This is a genomic window from Micromonospora violae, from assembly GCF_004217135.1.
Taxonomy (GTDB): Bacteria; Actinomycetota; Actinomycetes; order Mycobacteriales; family Micromonosporaceae; genus Micromonospora; species Micromonospora violae.
On record NZ_SHKK01000001.1, the window covers coordinates 6,653,264 to 6,665,728 of the forward strand.

At 72.0% G+C, this 12,465-nt stretch carries 11 protein-coding genes; 10 read left to right on the forward strand and 1 reads right to left on the reverse strand.

The genetic code is table 11. The features are described from left to right. Positions 1-22: 22 nt before the first annotated feature. From EV382_RS30200 to EV382_RS30225, 6 genes are all read left to right on the forward strand, one after another. Positions 23-688 carry a response regulator transcription factor gene (locus EV382_RS30200; RefSeq protein ID WP_130407480.1) on the forward strand — a complete coding sequence of 222 codons (666 nt, stop codon included), beginning with the start codon at positions 23-25 and terminating at the stop codon, positions 686-688. Further along, positions 685-1,749, forward strand: a complete 1,065-nt coding sequence (locus EV382_RS30205) for a sensor histidine kinase (protein WP_244236857.1) — start codon at positions 685-687, stop codon at positions 1,747-1,749. Before EV382_RS30200 ends, EV382_RS30205 begins: the two co-directional genes overlap by 4 nt. A gap of 73 nt (positions 1,750-1,822) precedes the next feature. Next, the gene (locus tag EV382_RS30210) at positions 1,823-2,836 is read left to right on the forward strand and encodes a threonine ammonia-lyase (RefSeq protein WP_130407482.1); all 1,014 of its coding nucleotides are present in this window, start codon (positions 1,823-1,825) and stop codon (positions 2,834-2,836) included. Then, positions 2,833-3,960 (forward strand): D-alanine--D-alanine ligase family protein, encoded by a 1,128-nt coding sequence (locus EV382_RS30215; protein WP_130407484.1) that lies wholly within the window; start codon positions 2,833-2,835, stop codon positions 3,958-3,960. The genes EV382_RS30210 and EV382_RS30215 overlap by 4 nt, the downstream gene beginning before the upstream one ends. Further along, entirely contained in the window at positions 3,957-4,634 is a 678-nt protein-coding gene (locus tag EV382_RS30220; RefSeq protein ID WP_130407486.1) for a M15 family metallopeptidase, read from the forward strand. The genes EV382_RS30215 and EV382_RS30220 overlap by 4 nt, the downstream gene beginning before the upstream one ends. Positions 4,635-4,691: 57 nt before the next feature. Continuing rightward, positions 4,692-5,366, forward strand: a complete 675-nt coding sequence (locus EV382_RS30225; RefSeq protein WP_130407488.1) for an RlpA-like double-psi beta-barrel domain-containing protein — start codon at positions 4,692-4,694, stop codon at positions 5,364-5,366. Positions 5,367-5,455: 89 nt separating this feature from the next. Here EV382_RS30225 and EV382_RS30230 read toward each other — a convergent pair whose 3' ends face one another. Beyond that, positions 5,456-6,703 carry an SUKH-3 domain-containing protein gene (locus EV382_RS30230; protein WP_130407490.1) on the reverse strand — a complete coding sequence of 416 codons (1,248 nt, stop codon included), beginning with the start codon at positions 6,701-6,703 and terminating at the stop codon, positions 5,456-5,458. Between the two features lie 136 nt (positions 6,704-6,839). Here EV382_RS30230 and EV382_RS30235 point away from each other — a divergent pair, with 136 nt between their 5' ends. Genes EV382_RS30235 through EV382_RS30250 form a run of 4 tightly spaced genes read left to right on the forward strand, consistent with a single transcriptional unit; the run spans position 6,840 to position 12,339 of the window. Beyond that, entirely contained in the window at positions 6,840-7,205 is a 366-nt protein-coding gene (locus tag EV382_RS30235; protein ID WP_279636540.1) for a YbaB/EbfC family nucleoid-associated protein, read from the forward strand. Beyond that, the gene (locus EV382_RS30240; protein WP_130407494.1) at positions 7,202-7,534 is read left to right on the forward strand and encodes a hypothetical protein; all 333 of its coding nucleotides are present in this window, start codon (positions 7,202-7,204) and stop codon (positions 7,532-7,534) included. The genes EV382_RS30235 and EV382_RS30240 overlap by 4 nt, the downstream gene beginning before the upstream one ends. Positions 7,535-7,552: 18 nt before the next feature. After that, on the forward strand, positions 7,553-11,902 hold the full coding sequence (locus EV382_RS30245) for a toxin glutamine deamidase domain-containing protein (RefSeq protein ID WP_244236859.1): 4,350 nt from the start codon (positions 7,553-7,555) through the stop codon (positions 11,900-11,902). Beyond that, entirely contained in the window at positions 11,899-12,339 is a 441-nt protein-coding gene (locus EV382_RS30250; protein WP_130407498.1) for a hypothetical protein, read from the forward strand. The genes EV382_RS30245 and EV382_RS30250 overlap by 4 nt, the downstream gene beginning before the upstream one ends. The last annotated feature ends 126 nt before the right edge of the window (positions 12,340-12,465 follow it).

Genomic DNA, 12,465 nt, shown 5'->3' on the forward strand with positions numbered 1-12,465 from the left:
GAACTCGGGGGAGCGGACAAACGTGCGGGTGCTGGTGGCGGATGACGAGCGGTTGTTGGCGGACACGGTGGCCGAAGGGCTGCGCCGCCTCTCGATGGCCGTGGACGTCTGCTACGACGGTGACGGCGCGTTGGAGCGGGTCGGGGTGAACCGGTACGACGTCGCGGTGCTGGACCGGGACATGCCGGGGCGTACCGGTGACGAGGTGTGCCGCAGCATCGCCGGTTCACAGGTCGGCACCCGGGTGCTGCTGCTCACCGCGGCGGCCGGTATTCGGGACCGGGTGGAAGGTCTCGGCCTCGGCGCGGACGACTATCTGACCAAGCCGTTCGCCTTCGCCGAGTTGGTGGCCCGGGTGCAGGCCCTCGGGCGGCGGTCCACGCCGGCGCTGCCCCCGGTGCTCGCCCAGGATGGCCTGGTGCTGGACGTGGGCCGGCACACGGTCACCCGGGACGGCCGCCCGGTGACGTTGAGCCCGAAGGAGTTCGCGGTGCTGCACGTGCTGCTGCGCGCGGGCGGTCAGGTGGTCAGCGCCGAGGAGCTGCTGGAGCAGGCCTGGGACGAGTTCGCCGACCCGTTCACCAACGCTGTACGGGTCACCGTGATGACCCTGCGCAAGAAGCTTGGCGACCCCGCGATCATCCACACCGTTCCGAAGGCCGGTTACCGCATCGGCGGTACGGCGTGAGCTGGACGCCCCGACGCCGGGTGCTGCTGGTGGGTCTGCTGGCGCTGCTGGCCGGGCCGGTGCTGCCCAGGGTGAGCAGGTGGCTGACGGCGATGACCTGGGTCGGGGTGAAGCAGGTCTGTGGCCTGCCCGTCCCCGGGGTGACGAAGGTGTGCGCCGCCGGCCTCCCATCGGCGTTCGCGCTGCCCCTGGTGGCCGTGCTGCTCGTGACCCTGGTCGCCCTGGTGGCGATCTGGTTCGGCGCGGCCTGGTGCCTGCGCCCGGTCGCTGACCTGGCCGGGCCGGTGGGGCACCTCGGCCCGCAGAATCTCGGTTACCGGATCCGGCCGCGAGGCCACGACGAGGTGGCCCGGCTGTCCCGGGCCATCGACGAGATGATGGAACGCATCTCCGCCGGGTACGACGGGCAACGGCGGTTCGCTGCGAACGCCTCGCACGAGCTGCGTACGCCGCTCGCGGTGCAGCGGACGCTCATCGAGGTCGGCATGGCCCGGGCGCTCACCGGCGAGCAGTTGGAGTTGCTGACCAGTCAGCTGCTGGAGACCAACGAGCGCAACGAACGCCTGATCGAGGGCCTGCTCGCGCTCAGCGAAAGTGACCAGGGCCTACGGTCGCGGATACCGCAGCGGTTGGACACGATCGTCGAGGCGGTGTTGGCCGGGTACCAGGACCGCGCCCGGGAGGCCGGGGTCACCGTCGAGACCCACCTCGGGCACCGGGTCGTCGTCGGCGAGCGGGTGCTGCTGGAACGCCTGGTCAGCAACCTGGTGGAGAACGGCATCAAGTACAACCGGCCGGGCGGCTCACTGACCGTCGTGGTGGGTGGCACGCCGGCGTTGTCAGTGGTCAACACCGGCCAACCCGTGCCGGCCGAGGCGGTGGCCGGCCTGTTCGAGCCGTTCCGCCGGCTCGCCCGGGACCGGACCTCCCAGGGCGGCGGGGCCGGCCTGGGCCTCGCCATCGCCCGCTCGATCACGCAGGCGCATGACGGCATCATCGCGGCCCGGCCCGCCGAGTACGGCGGCCTGCGGGTCGACGTCCAGCTACCCACCTTGAACTGACGCTTCCACCCACCTTTCCCGGGGTCCACGTACCGCTGGACCCCGCCCGTGGTGTGCCCGAGAAGGAGAAACGATGTCACACACCGTTGGCCAGGTCCGGGCCGATGTCGAGGAGGCCAGCCGCTGGCTCACCGGCCGCGTGGTCCGTACCCCCGTGCTGCGGTCCCCGGTGATCGACGAGATCGCCGGGGCGCGGGTCCTGCTCAAGGCGGAGAACCTCCAGAACGGCGGCTCGTACAAGATGCGGGGCGCGCTGCGCGCTGTTGGCCGTCTCGCCGCGGCCGGCCACACCGGGGTGATCGCGCAGAGCACCGGCAACCACGCGGTGGCGGTGGCGTTGGCGGCCCGGCAGCACGGGCTCGCGGCGACCGTCGTGCTGCCGGTCGACGCGGCACCCACGAAGGTCGACCGGGCGCGTGTGGCGGGGGCGCGGGTGGTGTTCGCCGGCACCGGCGTCGAGGAACGGGTAACGGTGGCCAACGGGCTCAGCGCTGAGAGCGGTCACCCTGTCATCGACGCGTACGACCACCCGGACGTGATCGCCGGGCAGGGCACCGCGAGCCTGGAGCTGATCGAGGAGGCCGAGGGGGCGGGAACACCGTTGGACACGCTGGTCGTACCGGTCGGTGGTGGTGGCGGGGTGGCCGGCGCCTGCCTGGCCGCCGCCGGCTCCAACATCGAGGTGTACGGCGTGGAGCCGGTGGGCTGCGACTCGCTCGCCCGCAGCCTGGCGGCGGGTGTCCGCGTGCCGGTCGCACCGGCGCCCACCATCGCGGACGGGCTGCGGCCGTCCTGCGTGGGTGAGCTGCCGTTCGCCATCGTGCGGGACACGCTGCGCGATGTCGTCCGGGTCGACGACGACGAGATCGCCGCCGCGTTCCGGCTGATCCTGACGGAACTCAAGGTGCTCGCCGAGCCGTCCGGGGCGGCGGGCCTGGCCGGCGTGCTTCGGCTCGCGCCGCAGCAGGACCGGCAGCGGACGATCGGTGTGGTGCTGACCGGCGGAAACGTGGAGGCGGCGCTGGTGGCCAGGTTGATGGCCCCGCGCCCCGCCGAATCGACGACCGGGGAAGGGGTGGCGGCGTGAGCGCGCCAACGCGGATCGGAATCCTGTTCGGTGGGCCGTCGGCGGAGCACGAGGTGTCCTGCGCCTCCGCGCTCGGCGTGGCCCGGGCGCTCGCCGGCGGTGGCTACCGCACGGTCGCCATCGGCGTCACCCGCAGCGGCGGGTTCCGGCTGATGCCCGACGCGCTGCTGGCGGAGTTGCGGGACCGGCCGGCCGGTGAGCGGGCCATCGACGACCACCTGGTGGTGACCGGGCCGGCCGTCGAGTTGCGGGCCGGTCCGCGTCCGGGCGTCGTGCAGGTGTCCGCCGCCAACGCCCCCGGCGCGGTGCACGCCGAACTGGACGTGATCTTCCCGGTGCTGCACGGCCCGTACGGTGAGGATGGTGTGGTGCAGGGGCTGCTGGAGTCGCTGACCGTCCCGTATGTGGGGTGCGGCATCCTCGCCTCCGCGGTGGGCATGAACAAGGTGGCGATGAAGCGGGCGCTGCGCGCCGAAGGCATCCCGGTCACCCCGTACGTGGCGTTCGACGCGCACACCTACCGCGCGGTCGACGACCCGGAGAAGCTGGTGACCGGGCTGACCCGGCCACTCTTCGTCAAGCCGGCCAACATGGGTTCGTCGATCGGCATCTCCCGCGTCGGCGAGGGTGACGACCTGGCCGCCGCCGTGCGGGAGGCGTTCCGCCACGACCAGCTCGTCATGGTCGAGCAGGGGGTCGCCGGCCGGGAGTTGGAGTGCGCGGTGCTCGGCGGCTGGCGCCCCGAGGCGTCAGCTGTGGGCGAGGTGCGGGTCACCGGCGGCTGGTTCGACTACCAGCAGAAGTACTTCGGCGACGCCGACCCGATGATCGTCCCCGCCGTGCTGCCGGACGAGGTGACCGCGCGGGTCCGCGAGCTGTCGCTGCGCGCCTTCGCCGCGATCGGCGGTTGGGGTCTGGCCCGGGTCGACTTCTTCTACGACGAGACGGCAGGTGAGCTGTACGTCAACGAGCTGAACACGATGCCCGGCTTCACCGCTCATTCGATGTACCCGAAGGTGTGGGCCGCCGCCGGCGTCAGCTATCGGGAGGTGGTGGACCGACTCGTGGAGCTGGCCCGCGTCCGGCACAACGAGTCCGCGAGCACGCTGGGAGGCGTCCGATGATCCTGCTCTCCGACCCCCGGGTGGCGGCCGTGCCCAGCGCCGACGACGGCGACGAGTTCGTGGACCTGCGTGCCGTGCCGGAGCTGCGGCTCGACGACCGGGCGGCCGACCCGGCCGGGGCGTACGCGCAACTGCGCTCCGGTGTGGTGGATCGCCTGCTGGCCGCGCAGCGGGCCCTGCCGAACGGGATGCGCCTGCTGGTGGTCGAGGGCTACCGGCCGTACCGGGCACAGTTGGCCATCTTCACCGGGTACCGGGACGAGTTGCGTCGCCGGCACCCGGACTGGTCGCCGGAGCGGCTGCACCGGGAGACTACGAAGTTCGTCTCACCGGTCGAGGTGGCCCCGCACAGCACGGGTGGCGCGGTGGACCTGACGCTCTGCACCGACGACGGTGTGGAGTTGGACCTGGGCACCGTCATCGACGCCACCCCGGAGGACAGCGCCGACGCCTGCTTCACCGACGCGCCGGCGATCGTCGGCACCGCCCGTCGGCACCGGCAGATCATGGTGGACGCTCTCGGCGGCGCGGGGATGGTGAACTACCCGACCGAGTGGTGGCACTGGTCGTACGGCGACCGCTACTGGGCGCTGATGACCGGGGCGGCGCACACCCGGTACGGGCCGGTGGACCTGGCCGCCAAGCGTTCGACACCGGTGGCGGCTGAACGGTAGGGCGTTCCGGTCCGTACCAGGGGGCGAAGGACACCACCGAGGACGGGAGCGACGGCGATGAGGGTGCAGCGCAGGCACGTGCTGGCGGCGGGCGTGGCGGTACTCGCCGCAGTGGGTGTGGCGGTGGGGACCAGCTTCGGGTTCGCCGACACGGCCCCGGCGCGATCGTCGGTCTGCTCCGGCTCGGTCACCTTTTCGGCGGAGGGCGGGGCACCGGCGGCGACCAGCGACCGGTTCCCGGTGGGTACCCGGCTGCGGGTGACGAACCTGGACAACAACCGGGCGGCCACGGTGACGGTGACCGGCCCGTCGGGCAGTTGCGTGCTGCTCAACGCGGCGGCCATGGAGCTGGTCCGGGAGCCGGGGAAGAACGTGATCCGCCGCAACGTGGTGGAACGTGTCGACGGCGCGGCACCGCCCGCCGGCGCTCCGGCCCCCGGCACGGTCCGCCCCGGCGTCGCGTCGCCCGGCGTACCCGGCCCGGCGCCCCGGTCGGCCTGCGCGGGAGCGATCACCTTCTTCGAGGAGGCGGCCGGGCCGGCGGCCACCAGCGGGCAGTTCCCGGTGGGCACCCGGCTGCGGGTGACCAACCTGGACAACAACCGGGCGACCACGGTGACGGTGACCGGCCCGTCGGGCAGCTGCGTGCTGCTCAACTCCGCCGCCATGGAGCAGATCCGCGAGCCGGGCAAGAATGTGGTGCGCCGCAACACGGTCGAGGTGCTCCGCTGACCCCGGGGAAGGGGCCCGTACGCTGGGTCCCTTCCCCCGCCCCGACGACCACACCGAGCCGCGGGTAGGGGGGTGACCGGCCCCGCGCGTCAGCCGGGGTCGGCCGGCCAGGTGCCGTCGTCGCGAACGCGGGCGGGGGCGCGGCCGAGCAGCAGAGTGGTCAGCGCGGCGTCGATGGTGTCGCCGAGGAACCACTCGCCGGCCTGATCCAGCGCGAAGATCCGGCCGCGCTCGTCCACCGCCAGGATGCTGTCCTGCTGCTCGGTGCCGATCGGAAAGAGGCGTACGCCGAGCACCGCGCCGAAGTCCGCGAGGGTGTCGGCGGTGTGCGCGACGATGTGCGGGCGGATGTCGAACCGAGAGATCCACACCTGCTCACCCCGGCCGCGCCGCGCCCCGACCAGGCTGGGGAACGCCGTGAGCGCCTCCACGGCGGCGGGAAAGACCTCGTGCTGATGGTTCCGCCCCGGCACTGATGTGACATCCCGTACGGCGGCGGCGGCCATGATCTGGTCGCCGATATGGGGCCGCCACCCGGCCGCGACCAGCGCGTTGGCGACCTCGGCCGGGAAGCGCCCAGGATCGGGGTCGGGTGCCTCCGGCGCGCGCCAGGTCTCGGTGTAGGCGTGCGCCGTCTCCGGGAGGACGTTCGCTCGCACCAGGAAGGAGATGCACGAGTCGCAGGGCCGCTCGGCGGGCCCACCAGCGGGATCACCCGGTTCACGGATCCGGAAGATCTCGAAGCGGGCACCCCCCAGCAGCGCGGCCGCCTCGGCCCGGCCCATCGGCGCGATCCCCTCGGCGGCGCGGCGGTGGTCGTACTCGTGCAGGACGTCGGAGACGACGATCAGCTCCGCGTGCGACTCCCCGCCGCGCACCAGCTCGCCGGGGGGCAGCTGGTCGAGATAGTCGCGGACGAGCGGGTGATGGTGCAGTGGCACGTCGGCCTTCGTGCCCTGGGCCGTCCAGATCCGCCCATCGATGGTCAGATGCGCGGCCGTGTTCGGGGTGGCGCCCCGATGTATCTCCCGGACCAGCAGAGTCGACGGATCGACGGTGCGGGGAGCGGTCGGCCCCACGGGCTGACTGCGCCGGTACATCTCCGCCACCATCGTGCTCGGCACCCGGGGCCAGGTGGTGACCGTGCCGGTCTGCTTGTCGATGACGGTTGTCGGCAGGTCGCCCGGCACCGTGCGTACCTCGGTGGGCACGACGGACGTGATGACGTACCCCAGGTCGAACTCGTCGACCATTGCGGTGCACTCGTGGCCGAGGCGCTGGGAGTCACGGCGGGCCCAGGTGGCGGCGAGCTGCTCGGCCTGTTGACGGTCGATCACGCATTGAAACTACCGGACTACACGGATCGATGGCAGCCGGTATCGTTTCGCTCTACCGACGGTGACGGGAGGGGCGGCGGTGGGCGAACAGGCGGACCGGAGCGTCAATCGCGAGCTACGGGCCCGATTCGACGACGTGTACGGGCAATACCAGCAGCTCAGATCCGGTTTGGACACTCTTCAGACGCGGCTTACCGCGCTCCGGGTGACCCGGCGGTCGGCCGACGGGCAGGTGATCGCGACCGTGGGCGCACAGGGCCAGGTGATCGAGGTTGAGCTGACGTCGGCCATCTACCGCGAGCGGGACGCGGGGGCGTTGGGCCGAAAAATCACCGAAACGATCCGGGCCGCCTCGACCGCCGCCGCCGAGGCCACCCGCGATCTGGTCGCCGAGAGCATGCCGGCCGGCTCCGGGACGATGGACTTCCTCAAGACCGGCGACTACGCCGCACTGCTCGGTCGGGCCGACGCCGTACTCGGCAAAGGCGAGGCGGAGAGATGACCGACGGGCAGCTCTGGCTCGATCCGTCCCGCGCCCGCCGGGGTGGCGCCGACCTGGCGCTCGCCGGTGAGGCGGTGACGGCGCGTCGGGCGGCCGAGGGGGGCGCGATCGAGGCCGCCAGCGGTGCCCGGCCGTGGGGTCGCGACGACATCGGCGCCGCCTTCGAGCGCAACTACCGCGGGTTCGAGCAGACCGTGCTGCGCGCCTGGGCCGGCGTCGGGCATCGGCTCGCCGAGCTGGGCAGCGACGTGGTCGAGGCGGTCGATGCGAGCGTGCAGACCGACGGGGCCAACGCCGCCCGGGTCGGTCGGGCCGCCGACCGGCGCTGACGGCCGACCCCGATGAGCATGCTGCCGAGTCCCATCCCGCACCCACTGGACTACGCGCCGTGGGACGTGCCCGGCTGGATCTACGAGGCCCTCGACTGGGTGGTCGGCGTGCAGTGGCCGGAGGGCAACGAGCGGGCCGTCTGGGACGTCGCCGACCAGTGGTACGCGGTCGCCTCCGTGCTCGCCGGGCCGCACGCCGATGCGGCCGCGGCCGCCGCCGAGGTGCACAGCGGGTACGGCGGGGTCGGGGCGGTCGACGCGGCGTTCGAGGCGGCCTGGCGCGGGATCGCCGAGGGTGCCGACGCTCCGCTGCCCGTGCTGCTCGCGGTCACGGCCGACCTGGGCCGACTGGTCGAGGAGTGCGGCTGCGACATCGAGGGCGCCAAGCTGGAAGTCTGGATCGAGCTGGGCATCCTGGTCATCGAACTGCTCACTGTGGCGGTGGCGGCCGTGTTGACCGCCGGCGCCGCCACCCCGGCGGCCGGCGCGGCGATCACCGCCACTCGGCTGCTGGTGCACCAGATCTTCAAGCGGCTGATGGGTCAACTCGCCAGTAAGGCCCTCCGGCACGGGCTCAAGGAGGCCAGCGAACGGGCCGCCAAGGAGGTCGCCCGAGGCGGTGCCCGCGGGTTCGCCAAGCGGGCCGCTCGGGAAGGGCTGGAGGAGGCCACCGAGGAGGCCGGAGTCACCCTGGCCACCCAGGCGTACCAGAACTCCACCGGGCGGGCACACGGCCTGGACCTGACCGATCTGGGCGCCTCGGCGGTCGGTGGGCTCGCCGGCGGGGCGGTGGCGCCGGTGGCCGGCCTGGGCCGGCACGCCACCGGGCGAGCCGCGAAAGTCGGGGAGCACCTGGGGCGGGAGATGACCGGCGAGGTGCTCGCCGAGAACGCGGCGAGCCTGGCCACCGGTCAGGGTCTGTCCTCCATGGACGACCTGGCGCGGGCCGCCGCGTCCGGGGTCACCGGCTCGGCGACCGCCCAGACCGACCATGCGCTGCGCGCCCGGCTCGACGCGCAGGCCAACGCCCTCGCCGGGGCATCGTTCGCCGGCCCGTCGCTTCCGCCGGTGCTGCCTGGGGCGGGCGATCCGACAGCTGCGGGAACGCCGCCCTCCCTCGGGGCCGCTTCGGTGACGGTATCGCCTGCGGCCGGGTCGTCGACGGCGGTCCCGTCAGCTGGGGACTCGCCTGTGGTCGAAGGTTCGGCGGCGGCCTCGTCAGCCGGGGACTGGCCTGCTGTCGGCACCTCGGCGGCGGGGGGCGTGGCTTCGGACGCTCCGGTCACCTCTGGCGGCGTTCCGGCGCAGGCTACGGATGCTGGTGGTGTGTCCTCGCCGAACCACCTGGACGCGCCAACGTCGCCGGGCCTCGGACAGCCACGAGCCGAGCTGGAGGCTGCTGTGGCGGCCGACGTGCACACGTCAGCACCGATGCCGGTCATCACGCCGTCCGATGTGGATCCAACGGTCCATCCGGTAACCGGGTCCGTGGCGGGGCCGGTCGGGGAGAGCACGGGCGCGCCGCACCCGGCGCCGGCTCAACCCCACCTCTCGGCCGTGGCCGCCCCCTCGGCCGGTCCCCTCGAATCGAGCAGTGGGTCGACCGCTACCGGTGCACCGCCGGCCCACCCCGGCAGCGTGCCGCACGCCACCACCTCCGGACCGACCACCTGGGCCTCGGCGACTGGCCCCACCGCACCGACGATCACGCCCGGTCCGGCGACGCCGGTCACCTTCGGCGCGCCAACCACCCCCAACGGGCAGCCGCCGGTCGCCCCCACGCCACCGGCGGTGGGTCGATTCGCCCTGCCGTCGCAAACACCGGCGCGGCAGCGACCCGCATCAGTGCGAGCGCATGACCATCCGGCCCGGGGCACAGCGTCGGTCCCCGTCGACGTGGCCGCGTTCGGTGCCCCGCCGGTGCGCGAGCCCGAGATGAACGACGCGTACGCGGCGCAGTGGGCCGCCGCAGCGGAAGCCGCCGAGCGGCGGCGCTACCAGGACCACTACGAATCGCTGCGGATCGGGTTGGAGACCAACCGCCGGCAGGCCGAGGCCGCCCGACTGCGCACCCGTGCCGTCGAGCACGATCGCCGCGCCGTCGAGTACGCCAGCTACGCCCGACAGCTGCACCACGCCGGCAACCAGCAGTGGGCCGACGGCTGGCAGCGCGCCGCGAACGAGGAGGCGCGCGCGTACTCCGAATGGCGTGACCTGGCAGACGCGGTGCTGGCCGGCACCACCGCCCCGCCGGTGGTGGACATCAGTGCCACCTTCGAGCACGCCAACCGGGACGTGGGCGCACTCGCGCTCGGCGCGGTCGAGACCGCCGGCCCGTCCAAGCTCACCGGCGACGACGATCCGCCGCCGATCGACGACTCCCGGCCGTACGGGCAGCCCGGCGGACTCCGCCCGCCGCTCGCCCTGCACCAGGTCGACGTCGAACGGCAGATGCCCCGCGAGCCGGACGGCAGCATCACCCGCACCGCCGACCCCCGCCGGGGTGGCTGGTTCCGGCTGCTCAACGACGGCGGCCCGGCGGCCGACGCCACCCGGGGCATCAACTGCCTGGACTGCACGCTGTCGCTCTTCGAAACCTGGGTGCACGGGCGGCCCCGCGTGTCCGCGCCCCGCACCTTCGACGGCTACCTGGACGGTGACATCCGGCGTCCCATCCGTGGCGAGGCAGGCGGCCCCGGCCGGGTGGAGGACGTGACCGGCGGGCGCTTCCAGCAACTCCTCGCCCCGGCGGCCGGCCAACGCGGCGACGCCGAGCAGGCACGGCAGGCCGCCGATCGGGGCTACCGCAACCTGCACGACCAACTGCTGCTGGGCGGCCACGGCAGCTACTCGTTCCTGGTCACCGAGTGGGCGCACGGAGGTTCGCACGCCTGGGTGGCGCTCAACCAGAACGGCACGGTTCTCTTCGTGGACCCGCAGAGCGGTGTGGTCCGGGACCGTCCGCTCTACCCCGACGTGGTCGGCATCGACGCGCTGGTGCTCAGTGGAGACGGCCGACCGATGCCGCTCGGCGGGCTGCCCCGGGGCCGGTTCAGCGAACGGCCCGACCTGCCGGATCACCCACCGACGCACGACAACGGCAGCGACGGTGACCCGTACATCAACCGGATGTACCTGCTCCTCGACGGCCCAGGCTCGGCCCCCTGGCCACCCGACGCCGACAATGCATCGAGCGCTGAGTCCGACCAGCCCACACCAGCCAGCGGCCCTGCCCGCGCCGTCGCGGCGGCCCGCAGTGTGGATGATGTCTTCGCGGCCGGGGTGACTACCGTTGAGTTCGCGACGACTGTCGACCCGCCCACCCTTCGCCGGCTGGTGCCGGATCTGGACGACGCGTCGGCCCAGGATCTGGTACGACTGTTCGCCGACGACCGGGTCCGGGACATGCTCGACACCGCCCGGCGAGAGCCGCCCCCGAACGAGCCGGACCTGGCCGAGCGTCTGGTACGGCAGTTGGTACAGCATCCGGACCTGGCGCGCATGATCCAGTCCACGCCTGAGCTCGCGGAGTCGCTGACTGCCCGTCCACTGACCCTGTATCACCTGGCCAGCCATCAACAGGCCATCGACGTCCTCGCCGAGGTGCTCGACGACGTCGCCCAACAGGAGGCGACGCGACAGCATTCGGACCGCCCGCAAGTGCCCCAACCCGAGCCGACCCCCCTCACCAGCGACCAGTTGAGAATTAGCGCAGGTATCCAGGTGCGGCGGGGGCCGGTCGCACAGGCAGGTTTCGACGAGGTCCGACGCGGCGACGCTTCCTACCGGAAGGGCTACCTCGACGATCTCTATTTGGCGGCGATAGAGGCGCAGGCAGACCTGAATCAGCTTGCAGTGTCCCTCGCCCAAGTTGATGGTCATCGAGTCGGTGAGCCCGGCTGGCGTCCCCAGCCCAAGGACCGTCGTCGTGCCGAGGACAAGGTGGCCAAACACCAGGGCGATGTCTCCAAGCTACTTGACCTGGCCGCCGCGAAGGTCGAGTTCCGCAACCTCGACGACCTGTACGCCGCACTCGGACGACTCAAGGAACGCCCGGGCATCGTCGTTGTGAGCTGTGAAGATCGGTTTGTGTCCCCGATGAGTAGTGGTTATCGGGACGTTCAAATGGTGCTTCGGATGCGGAACGGCCACCTGGCCGAATTCCGCCTCCACCTGGCCGCGCTTGACGCTGTCGCGGTCTGGGAGCATGTGCTTTATGAGGTCCGACGTGACGTGGAGGCCCTTGCCGAGGAGGAGGGCAGAGCCTTGACACCTCGAGAGCGAGCAATCACGGACGGCATCCGTCTTCGCGAGCAGCAGTTGTTCTGGACCGCACTGCAGTCAACTTTTGAGGAGAAGTCTGAATGACCGAGGTGCCGGGTCTAGTGCTTCCCTCCTACTACCTCTACTACCAGTCGCCGGTGAAGATCGTCCAAACTCCGGACGGCGGGGCCAGGGTCTGGCGACTGTCCATTGACTCAGGAGGCTGGCACGAGAAGAACGATATTTTTGTGGAGATAACGCTAGGCGTCGGCGGCGACATATTCCGTCGTTCCGCAGAGGACTTTGTTCAGGAGGTGGAGGCGTTCCGAGCCCACCATCTCAGGGGCGATGGGCCAATCTTCGCGCTCTACGAGACGGTGCGCTCGATTGAGCTCCTGGCGGACGCCGAGGCGCGGCATGAGACGCCGAAGGAGCAGGCGCTCATTCGTGGGATTCGGCAGCGGACGTTCGTCATGTTCGAGGAGCAGCTCCGCGCGGCTGGTGATCCTGGCGCGGACCCCGACATAGCGAGAGCGGCGTAGGCGTGCGTCGCAGTCAGACAGACGGAGGGACAGCCAGTGATGACCGAAGTACTGGACGGGCGGCTGTTCGGGCACGGGTGCGGTACGAGCAGGCGGTCTTCGGTGGCGACGCGAAGTCGTTGGACG